Origin of the sequence: Bradyrhizobium sp. CW1 (genome assembly GCF_023100665.1) — a bacterium.
GTDB lineage: Bacteria > Pseudomonadota > Alphaproteobacteria > Rhizobiales > Xanthobacteraceae > Bradyrhizobium > Bradyrhizobium canariense_D.
This window is the reverse complement of the sequence record NZ_CP064684.1, coordinates 7,787,165-7,803,545: the sequence shown is the minus strand read 5'-3', so window position 1 is coordinate 7,803,545 and position 16,381 is coordinate 7,787,165. Positions and strand designations below refer to the sequence as shown.

The window sequence follows — 16,381 nt, the reverse complement described above, 5'->3', positions numbered from 1 at the left end:
CCCCGATGGCGATCGACGCCCCAACTTCTCCCTCCTCCCCGCCCTGGTCCGACCGGCTGCGGCACTCGACCGTCATCCTGATCGCCGCGGCGCTCGCGCTATCCGTGGTGGTCTCGCTGGGGGAATTATCGGCGCTGCATGCGATTGCGGTGTTCCTCTGCATCGCGGCCGCAGCGCTGATCCCGTGGCGCCTGCACGATACCGCCGCCTCGCGCGAAGAGACCCGCCGCGTCAACCCGGTCGAGAGCGCGGCGGTCGCCGCAGTGGTCGCCGGCATGCCCGATCCCGCGGTGCTGCTCGACCGCGCCGGCCGCGTCATCCATCTCAACGCCGCAGCCGCCCAGCTCGCGCCGGCACTGCGCCGGAATGAGCTCGCCCAGTTCGCGCTGCGCTCGCCCGAGATCATCACGGCGCTGCGCGAGTCGATCGCGACCACCGAGCCGCGGCGCGCGACCTATCTCGACCATGTCCCGGTCGATCGCTGGATGGAGCTGACCATCACGCCGGTGCCGGTGCCGACCACCTTTGGCGGCGCCGACAAATGCATGCTGATGACCTTTCACGACCAGACGCCGCTGCGCCGGGTCGAGGAAATGCGGGCCGATTTCGTCGCCAATGCCAGCCACGAGCTGCGCACGCCGCTGGCCGCGCTGTCCGGCTTCATCGACACGCTCCAGGGCCAGGCCAAGGACGATCCCAAGGCGCGCGAGCGCTTCCTCGGCATCATGCACAACCAAGCCACCCGGATGGCGCGCCTGATCGACGATCTCTTGTCGCTGTCGCGGGTGGAGCTGTCGGCCCATGTGCGGCCCGACACCCTGGTCGACCTGCTGCCGATCATCTTGCAGGTCGCCGATGGGCTCGAGCCGCTGGCGCGGGAACGCCAGGTCGAGGTCGAGACCCAGCTGCCCGAGACCCCGGTGCTGATCGCGGGGGACCGCGAGGAGTTGCTCCGCCTGTTCGAGAATTTGATCGAGAACGCGCTCAAATACGGCGCCTCCGGTGGACGCATTATCGTGTCGCTGATATCAGGCGCGGCCCCTGATGGAACTCAGGAAATCCGGGTGCTGGTCCGGGATTTCGGCCCCGGCATCGCGCCGGAGCACCTGCCGCGGCTGACCGAGCGCTTCTACCGGGTCGATGTCGGCGACAGCCGCTCGCAGGGCGGCACCGGCCTGGGATTGTCGCTGGTGAAACATATTCTTAACCGTCATCGCGGCCGGCTTTTGATCGAAAGCGTGCCCAAACAGGGCGCCACTTTCACCGCCTGTTTTCCCCAGGGCAAGCCTGCGGCTCTGAGCTAAATTCCAGCGATTTCAGCTGCTTAACACTGTCATCCGACTGTCACCAAACCTTCGTAAAAGCTCAGCTGTCCGCTCCTAAAGGGGCGGCACGGGGAGCGCGATCGGGCGCGGATGGCGCTTCGCTCCCCTGTATGGAGACCAGCATGAATTTCCTCAAAACACTCGTCGCTGCTGGCATTGTCGCCGCATCGACGACGGCGGCCTTTGCTGCCGACATCACCGGAGCCGGCGCGACGTTCCCGTTCCCGATCTATTCCAAATGGGCCGACGCCTACAAGAAGGAGACCGGCAACGGTCTGAACTACCAGTCGATCGGCTCCGGCGGCGGCATTAAGCAGATCCAGGCCAAGACCGTGACCTTCGGCGCCAGCGATGCGCCGCTCAAGGCCGAGCAGCTCGAGAAGGACGGCCTCGTCCAGTGGCCGATGGTGATGGGTGCCATCGTGCCCGTCGTCAACATCGAGGGCGTGAAGCCCGGTGAACTGGTGTTCGACGGCGAGACGCTGGCCAGCATCTATCTCGGCAAGATCACCAAATGGGACGACGCCGCGATCAAGAAGCTCAACCCGAACGTGAAGCTGCCCTCGGAGGCCATCACCGTGGTCCGCCGTTCGGACGGTTCGGGCACCACCTTCAACTTCACCAACTACCTCGCCAAGGCCAGCGCGGATTGGAAGAGCAAGGTCGGTGAGGGTACCGCGGTCGAGTGGCCGGTCGGCGTCGGCGCCAAGGGCAATGAAGGCGTGTCCGGCAACATCAGCCAGACCAAGAACTCGATTGGCTATGTCGAGTACGCCTATGCCAAGCAGAACAAGCTGACCTACACCGGTCTCATCAACAAGGCCGGCAAGCCTGTGCAGCCCACCGTCGAAGCCTTCCAGGCGGCCGCCTCCAACGCCGACTGGGCCAAGGCTCCCGGCTACTACGTCATCCTGACCGACCAGCCCGGCGAGAAATCCTGGCCGATCACGGCGGCGACCTTCATCCTCATGCACAAGGACGCCACCGACAAGGCGGCCTCGCAGGAAGCCATCAAGTTCTTCCGCTGGGCCTTCAAGAGCGGCGGCAAGGCGGCTGAAGAGCTCGACTACATCCCGATGCCGGATCCGGTCGTTCAGCTGATCGAGAAGACCTGGGCTGCCGACATCAAGAGCTAGGTTCGCGACGCTCGTGCCCCGGATGCGCTGCGCTGCATCCGGGGCACGGACCAACAAAAAACGTATACTATTTGGTACAGGGGATCGGCGTGGCAGAGATGGCCGTTCAGAGCGATGTAATCGACGACGCCGGACCGTATGACCGCGCCAAGGCCTTGAGCGCGTTCAAGCTCGGCGACGTTACCTTCTACTGGATTACGCGGCTCTCCGCGATCTCGGTGCTTCTGATCCTCGGCGGCATCATCATTTCGCTGATCGTCGGCGCTTTCCCGGCGATGAAAGAATACGGCGTCTCCTTCCTGTGGACGCAGCGCTGGGCGCCCTCCGCAGATCCGCCGGTGCTCGGCGCGCTCGGGCCGATGTACGGCACGCTCGTCACCTCCTTCATCGCGATGCTGATCGCCATTCCCGTGGGTCTCGGCATTGCGATCTTCCTCACCGAGCTCTGCCCGCAATGGCTGCGCCGCCCGATCGGCATGGCAATCGAGCTGCTCGCCGGTATTCCCTCGATCATCTACGGCATGTGGGGCTTCTTCGTGTTGGGTCCGTTCCTGGCCAACACGTTCCAGCCCTTCATGATCAAGATCTTCGACGGCGTTCCCGTGCTGGGCGCGATCTTCGCAGGTCCCCCGTCCTATCTCAGCCTGTTCAATGCCGCGCTGATCCTTGCCATCATGGTGCTGCCCTTCATCACCTCGATCTCGGTCGACGTGTTCAAGACGGTGCCTCCGGTCCTGAAGGAAGCCGCCTACGGCGTCGGCTGCACCACATGGGAAGTCGTCCGCAGCGTGGTGATCCCCTACACCCGGGTCGGCGTCATCGGCGGCATCATGCTGGCGCTGGGCCGCGCGCTCGGCGAGACCATGGCGGTGACCTTCATCATCGGCAACTCGTTCCGGATCTCGTCATCGATCTTTGCGCCGGGCACCACGATCTCGGCGGCGATCGCATCCGAGTTCGCCGAGAGCGACGGCCTGCACCAATCCGGCCTGATCCTGCTCGGCCTCCTGCTGTTCGTTCTGACCTTCTTCGTGCTCGCAGCGGCGCGGCTGATGCTGATGCGGCTGGAAAAGAAGGCGGGGAATTAGCGCCATGAATCCGATCTATTCACGCCGACGCCGCAAGGACATCGTCGTCCGCGGGCTCTGCATCGCCGCAACCGCCTTCGGCGTCACCTGGCTCGCGCTGATCCTGATCACGCTGCTCTACAACGGGCTGGCGGGACTCAATGTCCAGCTGTTCACCGAGAACACGCCGCCACCGGGATCGAACGAGGGCGGTCTGCTCAACGCCATCGTCGGCTCGCTGATCATGACCGTGATCGGCGTCGGCATCGGCGCGCCGCTCGGTATGTTCGCCGGCACCTATCTCGCCGAATACGGCCGCAATGACCGGCTGACCTCGGTGATCCGCTTCATCAACGACATCCTGCTCTCGGCGCCCTCGATCATCATCGGCCTGTTCATCTACGGCGCCGTGGTGGTGCCGATGCGCGGCTTCTCGGCGATCGCAGGCTCGCTCGCCCTCGCGGTCATCGTGATCCCGGTGGTGCTGCGCACGACCGAGGACATGCTGCTGCTGGTGCCGAACGCGTTGCGCGAGGCGGCCTCGGCGCTCGGCCTGCCGCGTTCGCTGGTGATCAAGCGGATCGCTTATCGTGCTGCCCGATCGGGTCTCATCACCGGCGTGCTGCTCGCGACCGCTCGCGTCGCCGGTGAAACCGCGCCGCTGCTGTTCACCGCGCTATCGAACCAGTTCTTCAGCCTCGGCCTGAACAAGACGATGGCGAACCTGCCTGTGACCATCAACAACTTCGTGCAGAGCCCCTATGCCTATTGGAAGCAGTTGGCCTGGAGCGGGGCGCTGCTCATCACCCTGACCGTTCTTGCCCTTAATATTTTCGCGCGCATCCTTGGCGCCGAGAGGACCGCAAAATGAGTGATCTTTCCGTGTCGATGAGCGCGTCCGGTGGACTGCCGCACGCGGCGGTGCTGCCCGAGGCGCCCCCCAAGGTGACCGTGCGTAACCTGGACTTCTATTACGGCGAGCACCATGCGCTGAAGAACATCAACCTGACGCTCGGCGCCAACCGCGTTACGGCGTTCATCGGTCCGTCGGGCTGCGGCAAGTCGACCCTGCTGCGCATCTTCAACCGGATGTACGACCTCTATCCCGGCCAGCGCGCCACCGGTCAGCTCATGCTCGATCAGACCAACATTCTCGACCCCAGGCTGGACCTCAATTTGCTGCGCGCCCGCGTCGGCATGGTGTTCCAGAAGCCGACGCCGTTCCCGATGACGATCTACGAGAACATCGCGTTCGGCATCCGTCTCTATGAGAAGATCTCGAAGTCCGAGATGGACGGCCGCGTCGAGAAGGCGCTGCGCGGCGGCGCGCTGTGGAACGAGGTCAAGGACAAGCTCAACGCCTCCGGCCTGTCGCTCTCCGGCGGCCAGCAGCAGCGCCTCTGCATCGCCCGCACCGTCGCGGTGCGGCCCGAGGTGATCCTGTTCGACGAACCCTGTTCGGCGCTCGACCCGATCTCGACCGCCAAGGTCGAGGAGCTGATCCAGGAGCTGTCCGAGGATTACACGATCGCTATCGTCACCCACAACATGCAACAGGCGGCGCGCGTCTCCGACAAGACCGCCTTCATGTATCTCGGCGAGCTGATAGAGTTCGACGACACCAGCAAGATCTTCACGTCGCCGTCAGATCGGCGCACGCAGGATTACATCACCGGCCGGTTCGGCTAGGAGACGCGACATGGGTTCTGAACATACCGCAAAGGCTTTCGACACCGACCTCCAGGAACTCACTCGCCTGGTCGCCGAGATGGGCGGCATCGCCGAGCGCATGATCGTCGAGTCCGTCGACGCGCTGATCCGCCGCGACGTCCCGCTCGGCCAGCGCGTCGTCGCCATCGACACCGAGCTCGACGCGCTGCAGAAGCGCATCGAGGAGCGTGCGGTGCTCACCATCGCCCGCCGCCAGCCGATGGCGGTCGATCTGCGCGAGATCGTCGGCGCCATGCGCGTCGCGACCGATCTCGAGCGCATCGGCGACCTCGCCAAGAACATGGGCAAGCGCGTCGCGGCGCTGGAGACGGACTTCCATCCGCTCAAGCTGTTCCGCGGCCTCGAGCACATGACCGACCTCGTGCAGCAGCAGGTCAAGTCGGTGCTGGACGCCTATGCCGCGCATGATTTGCCGGCGGCGATGGCGGTGTGGAAGGGCGACGAGGAAGTCGACGCCATCTGCACCTCGCTGTTCCGCGAACTCCTCACCTACATGATGGAGGATCCGCGCAATATCTCGTTCTGCATCCATCTGATGTTCTGCGCCAAGAACATCGAGCGGATCGGCGACCACGCCACCAATATCGCCGAGACCGTGTTCTACATGATCGAGGGCCAGGCGATCACCGACAAGCGGCCGAAGGGCGACATGACGACCTTTGCCAACACGGTACCGAACACCTGAAGACTTAAGGAGCGACGACCCGATGGGCGCACGCATTATGGTGGTTGAGGACGAGGAAGCCCTGACCGAGCTTCTCCGCTACAACCTCGAAGGCGACGGCTATGACGTCGAGACGGTGATGCGCGGCGACGACGCCGACACCCGCCTCAAGGAGCACATCCCCGATCTGATCGTGCTCGACTGGATGCTGCCGGGCCTGTCAGGCATCGAATTGTGCCGGCGGCTTCGCACCCGTCCCGAGACCAAGCAGCTCCCGATCATCATGCTCACCGCGCGCGGCGAGGAGAGCGAGCGGGTGCGGGGTCTTGCGACCGGCGCCGACGATTACATCGTCAAGCCGTTCTCGGTGCCGGAGCTGCTGGCGCGCGTGAAAGGCCTGCTGCGGCGCGCGAGCCCGGAGCGCCTCGCCACCGTCCTTGCTTTTGGCGACATCGAGCTCGACCGTGACAAGCGCCGCGTGGCGCGCTCGGGCCGGCCGATCGATCTCGGTCCGACCGAATATCGCCTGCTGGAGTTCTTCCTGGAGCATCCGGGACGGGTGTTCTCGCGCGAGCAGCTGCTCGACAGCGTCTGGGGCCGCGACATCTATATCGACGAGCGCACCGTCGACGTGCATATCGGCCGCCTGCGCAAGCTGCTCAATCTCGGCCGCGAGCAGGACCCGATCCGCACCGTCCGCGGCGCCGGCTACGCGCTGGATGATCGCTTCGCGAAGGCGGAGCAGGTGTAGGGTTGCAGGCTTGTTTGTTGGCGAGCTGTCCCTGCATTCTCAGCCGTCGTCCCGGACAAGCGAGCGAAGCGAGCGCTGATCCGGGACCCATAACCACCGAACGTGGTTTGGCGAAGACTCGGAGTGACCCCTTCCGCACGATTATTGCGTGCTCGGAGTATGGGTCCCGGCCCCCCGTGCGCAATTGCGCACTAGGCCGGGACGACACTGAAATTGTTGAACTGTCTTCGCGTGACGACTAACGGGGACCCGGCTTTACCGGTGCGCGGCGCCGATCCGACGCGGGCTGGTACGCAACGCGCGAGTGCTGGGCGCAATAGGGCAGTCCGGACAGCGCCCTTCCACCGCAGAAGAAGAAGTCCGGGCTCGAGGGATCGCCGACCGGCCAGTGGCAGGTCGCCTCGTTCAATTCCAGCAGCGACAGCCGCTGGCTCATCGGCACCACGTTGTCGTAGGTGACCGGATCCGGCTCAGCCTCGACCTCGAAGGCCTGCGCCAGCGCGGTGTTGCCGCGCGAGATCGGGCGGCTCACCCGCATCATGTGCTGCGCGGGGCGCGCCTTGCGCGGCCGCGGCGCTGCCGATGATGGGCTCTTGGCGCGGCCCGAAAGGCCGAGCCTGTGCACTTTGCCGATCACGGCATTGCGGGTCACATTGCCGAGCTCCGCCGCGATCTGGCTGGCCGAAAGTCCGGCCTCCCAGAGCTTTTTCAGCTGCTCGACGCGATCATCGGACCAGGTCAAAACCGTCATTGCACCCTTTCCCTCGCTGCGCGCCAGCCATCCTGGGGCCTCGCAGCGAATGCCTAAGCCTTCAAAAACCCGTGCCGCCAGAATCCCTTAAGGCTCGCCGGGCGCGTCTTGAACGCCCGAACGTTTACGCCGGTACATAAGGACTTAAAGATCAGAACCACTGCACGAGATGTCGTATCTGACAATCCAAACGCTACAATATGGCGTGACTCCCGCGCAAGAGTCCGCCGACTCGCTTCCACATGTTCCGTGGCCAAATCCCTCTAAATCGGCACCGCAAGACTACGGATTCAGCGTTTCGCGAGGCTTTCCGGGCGGCATTGACACCCGTTTCACCAGGCCTAAGATAGTCGCACGTGCCGCCCTCAAGAGGCGGCACGTTTCGTTTTCCGGGCCGGTCGATGGTGCGTTGCGCAATGCACGCTCACTCCGTCCGCAACATTCAAGTGACCATCATGACTAACAGCGCAGCGCCGCATTTGCTCCCCGTTTTCGCCAGGTCCGACCTTGGTTTCGAGCGTGGCGAAGGCTGCTGGCTGATCGCGACCAATGGCGAGCGCTATCTCGATTTCACCTCCGGGGTGGCGGTGAATGCGCTCGGCCATGCCCATCCGGCGCTGGTCGCGGCGTTGCAGGAGCAGGCCACCAAGCTCTGGCACATGTCGAATCTGTTCCAGAGCCCGGACGGCGAAAAGCTCGCCGCGCGCCTGTGCAATGAAAGTTTCGCGGATTTCGTGTTCTTCTGCAATTCCGGCGCCGAAGCGCTGGAATGCGTGATCAAGGTCGTGCGCCGTTATCACGCCGCAAAGGGTCATCCCGACCGCTATCGCATGATCACCTTCGAAGGCGCCTTCCATGGCCGCACGCTGGCGACGCTGGCCGCAACGGGATCGGCAAAATATCTCGAAGGTTTCGGCCCTCCGATGGAGGGCTTCGACCAGGTTGCGCATGGCGATCTCGATGCCGTGAAAAAGGCAATCGGTCCGCAGACCGCCGGCATCCTGATCGAGCCGATCCAGGGCGAGGGCGGTGTGCGTTCGGCAACGCCCGCCTTCCTGAGGGCGTTGCGCCAGCTCTGCGACGAGAAGGGTCTGTTGCTCGCCTTCGACGAGGTGCAGACCGGCATGGGCCGCACCGGCGATCTGTTCGCGTACCGCCGCCTTGGCGTCGAACCCGACGTGATGTCGCTGGCCAAGGCGCTCGGCGGCGGCTTCCCGATCGGCGCCTGCCTTGCGACCGCCGAAGCGGCGTCCGGCATGACGCCGGGCTCGCACGGCTCGACCTTCGGGGGCAATCCGCTCGCGATCGCGGCTGCGAACGCCGTGCTCGACGTCATGCTCAAGCCCGGCTTCTTCGACCACGTGCAGAGGATGTCGCTGCTGCTCAAGCAGAAGCTCGCCTCCGTGATCGACCGTCACGGCGATGTCGTCAGCGAAGTGCGCGGCGAGGGCCTCCTGATCGGCATCAAGGCCGTGGTGCCCTCCGGCGATCTCGTTGCAGCCTTGCGCGACCAAAAGCTGCTCACCGTCGGTGCCGGCGACAATGTCGTGCGTTTCCTGCCGCCTTTGATCGTCACCGAAGCCGAGATCGAGGACAGCGTCGGGCGGCTCGAGCGCGCCTGCACCGCGTTGTCCGGCAACAAGCGGGCGGCAAGCTGATGAGCAAGTCGCCCGATAAAACACCGAAGCACTTCCTCGATATCAACGAGCTGCCGCTGTCGGAGCTCAAGCGCATGCTCGCTGCGTCCTCCGCGATGAAGGCGAAGCAGAAGGCGCATCAGCCGGTCAGGCCGCTCGAAGGCAAGACCCTGGCGATGATCTTCGAGCGCCCCTCGACGCGGACGCGGGTGTCTTTCGACGTCGCCATGCGCCAGCTCGGCGGCGAGCCCATCATGCTCACCGGCGCCGAAATGCAGCTCGGCCGCGGCGAGACCATCGCCGACACCGCGCGCGTGCTGTCGCGCTATGTCGACGCCATCATGATCCGCATCCTCAATCACGATGCCCTGCTGGAGCTTGCAGCGAACGCCACCGTGCCCGTCATCAACGGCCTGACGCGCCGCTCGCATCCCTGCCAGGTGATGGCGGACCTCATGACCTACGAGGAACATCGCGGCCCGATCGAGGGCAAGACCGTGGCCTGGACCGGCGACGACAACAACGTGCTCGCCTCCTGGGCGCACGCCGCCGAGCGCTTCAAGTTCCAGCTCAATGTCGCGACGCCTCCGGAACTCGCGCCGAAAAAGGCGATGCGCGACTTCATCAAGGCGACCGGCGCGCCGATCATGCTCGGCACGGATGCCGAAGCCGCCGTGCGCGGCGCCGATTGTGTCGTGACCGACACCTGGGTGTCGATGGGCGACAAGGAAGGCAAGCACCGCCACAACGTGCTCAAGCCCTATCAGGTCAATGCGCAGCTGATGTCGCTTGCCAAGCCGGATGCGCTATTCATGCACTGCCTGCCCGCCCATCGCGGCGAGGAGGTCACCGACGAGGTGATCGACGGTCCACAATCCGTCGTGTTCGACGAGGCCGAAAACCGCCTGCACGCGCAAAAGGGCATTCTGGCCTGGTGCTTCGACGCGGTGAAGTAATCCGGGCCGGTATCCGCCGTGCCGGCGAAGTAGGTCGTCATCGTCGTCCTGGCCTTCGCCAGGACGACACCGAATTTGCCGTGCTTGCGTAGATCCGTGCTGCATTCTGGATGCAGCCCTCACCCCTTCCAATTCCGCCTTCCGACCCCAGATAAAGCGCCATGGTTTCCCAATCCCCTGATATGAAAACCGGGCCTGAAGGCCCGGTTCGCGCGCCATCCGCGGTTCCGATCGATGACGCCGTGCTGCCTTACGAGGTCGACGCGCTCGATGTGCGCGGCCGGCTGGTGCGGCTTGGTCCGGCGCTCGACGAAATCCTGACCAAGCACGATTATCCCGCGCCGGTCGGCAAGCTGCTCGGCGAGGCCATCGTGCTGACCACGCTGCTTGGCTCCTCGCTGAAGTTCGAGGGCCGCTTCATTCTCCAGGCCCAGACCGACGGTCCGGTGTCGTTCCTGGTCGTGGACTATCAGGCGCCGGATCGCCTGCGCGCCTATGCGCGCTACGACGCCGCGCGACTCGGCGAGGCCAAAGATACTGGCACGCATTCCGGCGCGCTGCTGGGCCACGGCCATCTCGCCATGACCATCGACCAAGGCCCCGACATGAGCCGCTACCAGGGCCTGGTCGCGCTCGACGGCGGCAGCCTCGAAGACGCCGCTCACGAATATTTCCTGCGCTCCGAGCAGATCCCGACACGCGTGCGTCTCGCTGTCGGCGAGGAATGGCGTTCGAACGACGGCGGCAAGCATCGCTGGCGTGCTGGCGGCATGCTGATGCAGTTCCTGCCGAAGGCGCCCGAGCGTGCGCGGCAGGCCGATCTGCATCCCGGCGATGCGCCCGAAGGCGTCGAAGTGCACGCCGTCGCTGAAGACGATGCCTGGGTCGAGGCACGCTCGCTGATCGAGACCGTCGAAGACGTTGAGCTGATCGATCCGGAGCTGTCCGGGGAGCGGCTGCTCTACCGCCTGTTCCACGAGCGCGGCGTGCGCGTGTTCAATCCGCTGCCCTTGAAGGCGCAATGCTCCTGCTCGCGCGATGCGGTGGCATCGATGCTAAAGAGCTTTTCGTCTGACGACCGTGCCGCGATGGTCAAGGACGACAAGGTCGTCGTGACCTGCGAGTTCTGCAGCTCGGTGTACGAGTTCACGCCGGATGAAGCAGGCGTGGAAGACGCGTAAGGCGTTAGCCTGCAGGTGCGATAGGGTCGGCCAAAGCGGAGCGCGCCCACCATCTCCTGCCCTAGTTCAACACCCGCTTGTTGTCCGGGCTGTCCAGCGAGAACGTCGGCACGTCAATTTCGAAGCGCTCGCCAGTCGCGCTGACCATCTGGTAGCGGCCGGTCATGAAGCCCGAGGCGGTCGTGAGCGGGACGCCGGAGGTGTATTCGAAGCGTTCGCCGGGCGCGAGCGTCGGCTGCTCGCCGACGACGCCCTCGCCCTTCACCTCCTGCTGCCGGCCCGTGGCGTCGGTGATGATCCAGTGCCGCGTCTTGAGCTGCACGGTCTCGTCGCCGGAATTGGTGATGACGACGGTATAGGCCCAGAAATAACGGGAGCGGTCAGCCGACGACTGCTCCGGAACAAAGTTCGGCTCGACGGTCACTTCGATCTGGCGGGTCACGGCGCGGTACATGATTGCCATCATACCGAAAACCGCCCGGGAACCAAACGCCGGAGACGCCTTGGCGACATCGTCCCGCCAGAATTCGCAGGGAAGTACACGTCCAAATGGGCTTGCAAATGTACTTGCTTGTGATCCGGTCGCTTTGCGAGATGACGGCCGGACCGGTACACTCCTTGCCACGTCGCGATTTGCGGAAGGGTTTTTAGGCCCCCGATGACCATTGCCGACCAAGTGACGGGATCGACGATCGCGGGAACCGCTAAACCTGTGGAGGTCAAGTCCGCGGGAGCGAAGCGGCGCGCGGCCGCGCCGGCCATTTCGCTGCCAGCCATCGGCGAGCGCGAGCTCCGGCTGGACCTATTCCGCGGCCTTGCGCTGTGGCTGATCTTCATCGACCATTTGCCGCCGAGCCTTCTGACCTGGTTCACGATCCGCAATTACGGCTTCAGCGACGCCACCGAGATCTTCATCTTCATCTCCGGCTATACCGCCGCCTTCGTCTACGGTCGGGCGATGCTGGAGTCCGGCATCGTCGTCGCCACCGCGCGCATCCTGCGGCGCGTCTGGCAGATCTATGTCGCCCACGTCTTCCTGTTCACGATCTTCCTTGCCGAAATCTCCTACGTCGCGACCAGGTTCGAGAACCCGCTCTACACCGAAGAGATGGGCATCATGGATTTCCTCAAGCAGCCCGACGTCACGATCGTGCAGGCGCTGCTGCTGCGCTTCCGTCCGGTCAACATGGACGTGCTGCCGCTCTACATCGTGCTGATGCTGGCGCTGCCCTTGATCCTGTGGCTGATGAAGTGGCGCCCCGACGTGACGCTCGGCCTCTCGGTCGCGCTCTACGCGGTGACCTGGGAATACGACCTCTATCTGTCGGCCTATCCGAACGGCTTCTGGGCCTTCAATCCCTTCGCCTGGCAATTGCTGTTCGTGTTCGGGGCATGGTGCGCGCTCGGGGGTGCGCGACGCATGTCGCACATTCTGGCTTCGCGGGTGACGATGTGGATCGCGATCGCCTATCTGGTTGCGGCATTCTACGTGACGCTGACCTGGTATGTGCCGCAGCTCTCCCACTTCATGCCGAAGCGGCTCGAGCAGTGGATGTATCCGATCGACAAGGCCGACCTTGACGTGCTGCGCTTCACGCATTTCCTGGCGCTGGCCGCGCTCACCGTGCGCGTCCTGCCCCGGGACTGGCCGGGCCTGAAATCGCCCTGGCTGCGGCCGCTGATCCTGTGCGGCTCGCATTCCCTGGAGATATTCTGTCTCGGCGTCTTCCTCGCCTTTGCCGGCCATTTCATCCTGGCCGAAGTCTCGGGCGGCCCGGTCATGCATGCGCTAATAAGTCTCTCCGGAATCCTGATCATGTGGGCCATGGCCTGGCTGATTTCGTGGTACAAGCGGGTGGCTGACAAGAGCGGTTCGAAAACCAAAAGCGCCGTCGGCAGCGCCGATATGGCGGGAGGGGGCTGATGAAGGCGAAGGTTTTCCTGAGCCTGATCCTGCTGTGCGGTGGTCTCGCCGCGCCTCCGGCGCGCGCGGACGATGCTGCGCCGGCTGCTTCAGCCGCGCCCGCAGCCTGTGAAGTGCCGTCCTATCTGCTCACCAGCGAAAGCCAGCTTCCCAAGGTCGCCGATGCCGTGAAGGCCGGCAAGCCGCTCGAAATCCTGGTCATCGGCAGTCGCTCGACCACGATTCCGGCTTCCGAGGACGCCTCTTATCCGGCGCGGATGCAGGCCATCCTGAAGGACAAGCTGCCGCCGTCCGAGACTGTGCACGTCTCCGTAGAAATACAGAGCAAGAAAACGGCCGAGGAGGCGGCTGCCAGCTTCGTTAAGCTGATGGAAGCAAAAACGCCTACTTTGGTCATCTGGCAGACCGGGACTGTCGATGCTATCCGAGCCATCGATCCCGATGATTTTCGTGGCGCGGTGACCGAAGGGGTTGTTGCGTTGCAAAAGGCAGGGGCTGACGTCGTCTTGATGAATTTGCAGTACAGTCCGCGTACCGAAACCATGATCTCGGTGCCGCCATACCTCGACAATATGCGGGTGGTGGCGCAGGAGCACGATATTCCGCTGTTCGATCGGTTCGCGATCATGCGGCAGTGGAATGATCAGGGCCAGTTCGACCTATTCAGCCCGTCGCGCGGGCCCGAGTTGGCGAAGCAGGTCCATGATTGCCTTGGCCGGGCGTTGGCACAGTTCCTGATCGACGCTGCCCATCTGGAGCCGGCCCAGCAGCAAAATTGAGGTCTAGCGTTAATGAGTTCTCTCCGCCCTTTTTGCCTGACGGCATGGCTGGCTGTGCCCGCAGCAGCGGTGCTGCTGTTGCTGAGTCCGGCCTCGCAGTCCCACGCGCAGACGCAGGCCGCGCAGGCAACACCGGCCCCGCAGCAGTCGGCTGATCCGGCTCCCGCTTCACCGTCCCAGACCACCGTCGCAGCGACGTCCCCCGACCAGCGCGGCATCACGGCGCGCGCCATCGACAAGGTGAAGCAGGTCGCGAAATCCGCCGGCGACATCTTTAGCCGCGTGCCCTGCCTGTCGCCGAAGGGCGGCTCGAAGGCGATGGGCTCGCTGCCGCATGTCGCGGGCAAGCTCGTCGCCGGCCAGCCCGTCGTCATCGTCGCGTTCGGCTCGTCGTCGACCGCGGGATTCGGCGCGAGCTCGCCGGAGTTCAACTATCCCAATCGCCTTGCCGCGCAGCTGCACCGGCACTATCCGACCGCCGACATCACCGTCGTCAATGCCGGCGTCGGCGGCGAGGATGCGCCCGAGATGATGAAGCGTCTCCAGAAAGAGGTGATCGACGTGCATCCGGATCTGGTGATCTGGCAGGTCGGCACCAATGCCGTGCTGCGCAATCTCGATCCTGGCGAGACCGCCAAACTGGTCGAGGACGGCATCGCTCGCATCCAGGCCACCGGCGGCACCGACATCGTGCTGGTCGATCCGCAATATTCGCCCGCCGTCAACCAGCGCGCCGAGAGCGCCGGCAAGATGGTGAAGCTGCTCGGCAAGGTCGCCGAGCTCCGTCACGTCGGCATCTTCCCGCGCTTCGAGGTGATGCGCGACTGGCACGAGAAGCAATCGCTTCCGGTCGAGAGTTTCGTGATCGCCGACGGACTGCACATGAACGATTGGGGCTATGCCTGCTTCGCCCAGCTCCTCGGCGACGACATCATTCGCTCCGTCGGCCAGATCAAGCTCGGCGTGAACGTGCCCGCGGACGTGCGGACGTACCGGCCAATGTGACTTGTCGTCCCGGCCCCCATGCGCAATTGCGCACTAGGCCGGGACGACAATAACTCACGCCTTCTCCAGCGCCGCGGTCAGATCCTCGATCAGATCGTCCGCGTGCTCGAGGCCTGCCGAGAAGCGGATGAATCCTTCGCTGATGCCGAGCGCGGCGCGGTCCTCCGGCTTCAAACGCTGATGCGTCGTGGTCGCGGGATGGGTGACGAGGCTCTTGGCGTCGCCGAGATTGTTCGAGATCTTGGCGAGCTTGAGCTCGTTGAGCACGCGGAACGCCGCCTGCTTGCCGCCCTTGACCTCGAGGCCGACCAGCGTCGAGCCGCCGCGCATCTGCTTCTTCACCAATGCAGCCTGCGGATGATCGGCGCGGCCGGGAAACACCAGCCGCGAAATCTTCGGATGGCTCGCCAGCACGTCCGCGATGCGCGCCGCCGTCTCGGTCTGCGCGCGCACGCGCACGGCGAGCGTCTCCAGCCCCTTGAGCAGGACCCAGGCGTTGAACGGCGAGATCGACGGGCCGGTCTGGCGCATGAAATTGTGGATGTGCTCGGCGATGAACGCTTCCGAGGACAGGATGATGCCGCCGAGACAGCGGCCCTGGCCGTCGATGTGCTTGGTCGCGGAATAGACCACGACGTCGGCGCCGAGCGCGAGCGGGCTCTGCCAGATCGGGGTGGCGAACACGTTGTCGACGACGAGCCGCGCGCCGCCACTATGCGCGATCTCGGCAATGCCGGGAATGTCGAGCACGTCGAGCGTCGGATTGGTCGGGCTCTCCAGGAAGAACGTCTTGGTGTTCGGCTTCATGGCGCGCTGCCACTGGTCGAGATCGAGGCCGTCGACCAGCGTGGTCTCGATGCCGTAGCGCGGCAGTAAATCCTGCACGACGTAGAGACACGAGCCGAACAGCGCGCGCGAGGCCACGACGTGATCGCCGGCCTTGAGCGGCGCCAGGATCGCGGTCGTCACCGCGGCCATGCCGGTCGCGGCCGAACGTGCCGCTTCGGCGCCTTCGAGCTCGATCATGCGGCGCTCGAACATCGAGATGGTCGGATTGGAGTAGCGTGAATAGATGAAGCCGGGGTCCTCGCCCTTGAACCGCGCCTCGCACTCCTCAGCGCTGTTGTAGACGTAGCCCTGGGTCAGGAACAGCGACTCCGACGTCTCGCCATATTGCGAGCGTAAGGTGCCGGAATGAACCAGGCGAGTTTCGGGACGGTAGTGGGCGGTTGGCGCCGGGGACTTCGACATAGGACCTCCTGAAGTGACCATCGAGAATGGTCACAAAAAAACCGGCCTGGAATATCTCCACGGGCCGGGATCACAGAGGTCCCCGGCCTGTTTAGCGACTTATTTAACGTGGCTGCAAGCCGGCCGGCTCAAATCACCACGGGATAAGTCATGCTCATATTCCGCAATGCCCTTTCCGTCAAGACGTCCATCGGATAGCCGTAAAACGCTCATATTTCCCGCA

General features: G+C 64.4%; 16 protein-coding genes and 1 riboswitch. Of the genes, 13 read left to right on the top strand and 3 right to left on the bottom strand.

All coding sequences use genetic code 11. The annotated features are described in order from the left end of the window. Nucleotides 1-5 precede the first annotated feature (5 nt). The 7 genes from IVB54_RS37345 to phoB all read left to right on the top strand — a co-directional run bounded on the left by IVB54_RS37345 (nucleotide 6) and on the right by phoB (nucleotide 6,674). Nucleotides 6-1,304 (top strand): ATP-binding protein, encoded by a 1,299-nt coding sequence (locus IVB54_RS37345; protein WP_018456062.1) that lies wholly within the window; start codon nucleotides 6-8, stop codon nucleotides 1,302-1,304. A 143-nt stretch (nucleotides 1,305-1,447) separates the two neighbouring features. Next, nucleotides 1,448-2,461: a phosphate ABC transporter substrate-binding protein PstS gene (gene pstS / locus IVB54_RS37340; protein ID WP_026233076.1), complete on the top strand. Its 1,014-nt coding sequence runs from the start codon at nucleotides 1,448-1,450 to the stop codon at nucleotides 2,459-2,461. 98 nt (nucleotides 2,462-2,559) lie between these two features. After that, the gene (pstC, locus tag IVB54_RS37335) at nucleotides 2,560-3,549 is read left to right on the top strand and encodes a phosphate ABC transporter permease subunit PstC (protein ID WP_018456064.1); all 990 of its coding nucleotides are present in this window, start codon (nucleotides 2,560-2,562) and stop codon (nucleotides 3,547-3,549) included. A gap of 4 nt (nucleotides 3,550-3,553) precedes the next feature. Continuing rightward, complete coding sequence (gene pstA / locus IVB54_RS37330; protein ID WP_018456065.1) at nucleotides 3,554-4,399, top strand: phosphate ABC transporter permease PstA; 846 nt, start codon at nucleotides 3,554-3,556, stop codon at nucleotides 4,397-4,399. Beyond that, nucleotides 4,396-5,217, top strand: coding sequence for a phosphate ABC transporter ATP-binding protein PstB (pstB, locus tag IVB54_RS37325; protein WP_018456066.1), 822 nt, complete (start codon nucleotides 4,396-4,398; stop codon nucleotides 5,215-5,217). Before pstA ends, pstB begins: the two co-directional genes overlap by 4 nt. Before the next feature lie 10 nt (nucleotides 5,218-5,227). Next, complete coding sequence (phoU, locus tag IVB54_RS37320; RefSeq protein ID WP_018456067.1) at nucleotides 5,228-5,944, top strand: phosphate signaling complex protein PhoU; 717 nt, start codon at nucleotides 5,228-5,230, stop codon at nucleotides 5,942-5,944. Nucleotides 5,945-5,966: 22 nt separating this feature from the next. Next, complete coding sequence (gene phoB, locus IVB54_RS37315) at nucleotides 5,967-6,674, top strand: phosphate regulon transcriptional regulator PhoB (protein WP_007597871.1); 708 nt, start codon at nucleotides 5,967-5,969, stop codon at nucleotides 6,672-6,674. Between the two features lie 238 nt (nucleotides 6,675-6,912). Here the strand turns inward: phoB and IVB54_RS37310 are convergent, their stop codons facing one another. Continuing rightward, complete coding sequence (locus IVB54_RS37310; protein WP_007597869.1) at nucleotides 6,913-7,425, bottom strand: GcrA family cell cycle regulator; 513 nt, start codon at nucleotides 7,423-7,425, stop codon at nucleotides 6,913-6,915. 455 nt (nucleotides 7,426-7,880) lie between these two features. Here IVB54_RS37310 and IVB54_RS37305 point away from each other — a divergent pair, with 455 nt between their 5' ends. From IVB54_RS37305 to IVB54_RS37295, 3 genes are all read left to right on the top strand, one after another. Next, nucleotides 7,881-9,083 carry an aspartate aminotransferase family protein gene (locus tag IVB54_RS37305; RefSeq protein WP_026233078.1) on the top strand — a complete coding sequence of 401 codons (1,203 nt, stop codon included), beginning with the start codon at nucleotides 7,881-7,883 and terminating at the stop codon, nucleotides 9,081-9,083. Then, nucleotides 9,083-10,018 (top strand): ornithine carbamoyltransferase, encoded by a 936-nt coding sequence (argF, locus tag IVB54_RS37300; protein WP_018456070.1) that lies wholly within the window; start codon nucleotides 9,083-9,085, stop codon nucleotides 10,016-10,018. The genes IVB54_RS37305 and argF overlap by 1 nt, the downstream gene beginning before the upstream one ends. A gap of 161 nt (nucleotides 10,019-10,179) precedes the next feature. Then, nucleotides 10,180-11,199 carry an Hsp33 family molecular chaperone gene (locus IVB54_RS37295; protein WP_026233079.1) on the top strand — a complete coding sequence of 340 codons (1,020 nt, stop codon included), beginning with the start codon at nucleotides 10,180-10,182 and terminating at the stop codon, nucleotides 11,197-11,199. A gap of 61 nt (nucleotides 11,200-11,260) precedes the next feature. On the opposite strand, the gene apaG is transcribed toward IVB54_RS37295, so the two are convergent. After that, nucleotides 11,261-11,653, bottom strand: coding sequence for a Co2+/Mg2+ efflux protein ApaG (gene apaG / locus IVB54_RS37290; RefSeq protein WP_026233080.1), 393 nt, complete (start codon nucleotides 11,651-11,653; stop codon nucleotides 11,261-11,263). Between the two features lie 204 nt (nucleotides 11,654-11,857). Between apaG and IVB54_RS37285 the strand changes: the two genes are divergently transcribed. The 3 genes from IVB54_RS37285 to IVB54_RS37275 are packed head-to-tail and all read left to right on the top strand — an operon-like array spanning nucleotide 11,858 to nucleotide 14,907. Next, the gene (locus IVB54_RS37285) at nucleotides 11,858-13,123 is read left to right on the top strand and encodes an OpgC domain-containing protein (protein WP_085349686.1); all 1,266 of its coding nucleotides are present in this window, start codon (nucleotides 11,858-11,860) and stop codon (nucleotides 13,121-13,123) included. Beyond that, nucleotides 13,123-13,902: a lipolytic enzyme gene (locus tag IVB54_RS37280; RefSeq protein ID WP_018456073.1), complete on the top strand. Its 780-nt coding sequence runs from the start codon at nucleotides 13,123-13,125 to the stop codon at nucleotides 13,900-13,902. The genes IVB54_RS37285 and IVB54_RS37280 overlap by 1 nt, the downstream gene beginning before the upstream one ends. Nucleotides 13,903-13,914: 12 nt before the next feature. Then, nucleotides 13,915-14,907 (top strand): SGNH/GDSL hydrolase family protein, encoded by a 993-nt coding sequence (locus IVB54_RS37275; protein ID WP_026233081.1) that lies wholly within the window; start codon nucleotides 13,915-13,917, stop codon nucleotides 14,905-14,907. Between the two features lie 54 nt (nucleotides 14,908-14,961). On the opposite strand, the gene IVB54_RS37270 is transcribed toward IVB54_RS37275, so the two are convergent. Then, on the bottom strand, nucleotides 14,962-16,158 hold the full coding sequence (locus IVB54_RS37270) for an O-succinylhomoserine sulfhydrylase (RefSeq protein WP_007615678.1): 1,197 nt from the start codon (nucleotides 16,156-16,158) through the stop codon (nucleotides 14,962-14,964). A gap of 70 nt (nucleotides 16,159-16,228) precedes the next feature. Beyond that, a riboswitch (SAM riboswitch) is annotated at nucleotides 16,229-16,308 on the bottom strand. Nucleotides 16,309-16,381: the final 73 nt, after the last annotated feature.

Bases quoted from the DNA above. Each gene is read 5' to 3' on its own strand.
- IVB54_RS37345 (WP_018456062.1), top strand. From the start codon at position 6: ATGGCGATCGACGCCCCAACTTCTCCCTCCTCCCCGCCCTGGTCCGAC.
- pstS (WP_026233076.1), top strand. From the start codon at position 1,448: ATGAATTTCCTCAAAACACTCGTCGCTGCTGGCATTGTCGCCGCATCG.
- pstC (WP_018456064.1), top strand. From the start codon at position 2,560: ATGGCCGTTCAGAGCGATGTAATCGACGACGCCGGACCGTATGACCGC.
- pstA (WP_018456065.1), top strand. From the start codon at position 3,554: ATGAATCCGATCTATTCACGCCGACGCCGCAAGGACATCGTCGTCCGC.
- pstB (WP_018456066.1), top strand. From the start codon at position 4,396: ATGAGTGATCTTTCCGTGTCGATGAGCGCGTCCGGTGGACTGCCGCAC.
- phoU (WP_018456067.1), top strand. From the start codon at position 5,228: ATGGGTTCTGAACATACCGCAAAGGCTTTCGACACCGACCTCCAGGAA.
- phoB (WP_007597871.1), top strand. From the start codon at position 5,967: ATGGGCGCACGCATTATGGTGGTTGAGGACGAGGAAGCCCTGACCGAG.
- IVB54_RS37310 (WP_007597869.1), bottom strand. From the start codon at position 7,425: ATGACGGTTTTGACCTGGTCCGATGATCGCGTCGAGCAGCTGAAAAAG.
- IVB54_RS37305 (WP_026233078.1), top strand. From the start codon at position 7,881: ATGACTAACAGCGCAGCGCCGCATTTGCTCCCCGTTTTCGCCAGGTCC.
- argF (WP_018456070.1), top strand. From the start codon at position 9,083: ATGAGCAAGTCGCCCGATAAAACACCGAAGCACTTCCTCGATATCAAC.
- IVB54_RS37295 (WP_026233079.1), top strand. From the start codon at position 10,180: ATGGTTTCCCAATCCCCTGATATGAAAACCGGGCCTGAAGGCCCGGTT.
- apaG (WP_026233080.1), bottom strand. From the start codon at position 11,653: ATGTACCGCGCCGTGACCCGCCAGATCGAAGTGACCGTCGAGCCGAAC.
- IVB54_RS37285 (WP_085349686.1), top strand. From the start codon at position 11,858: ATGACCATTGCCGACCAAGTGACGGGATCGACGATCGCGGGAACCGCT.
- IVB54_RS37280 (WP_018456073.1), top strand. From the start codon at position 13,123: ATGAAGGCGAAGGTTTTCCTGAGCCTGATCCTGCTGTGCGGTGGTCTC.
- IVB54_RS37275 (WP_026233081.1), top strand. From the start codon at position 13,915: ATGAGTTCTCTCCGCCCTTTTTGCCTGACGGCATGGCTGGCTGTGCCC.
- IVB54_RS37270 (WP_007615678.1), bottom strand. From the start codon at position 16,158: ATGTCGAAGTCCCCGGCGCCAACCGCCCACTACCGTCCCGAAACTCGC.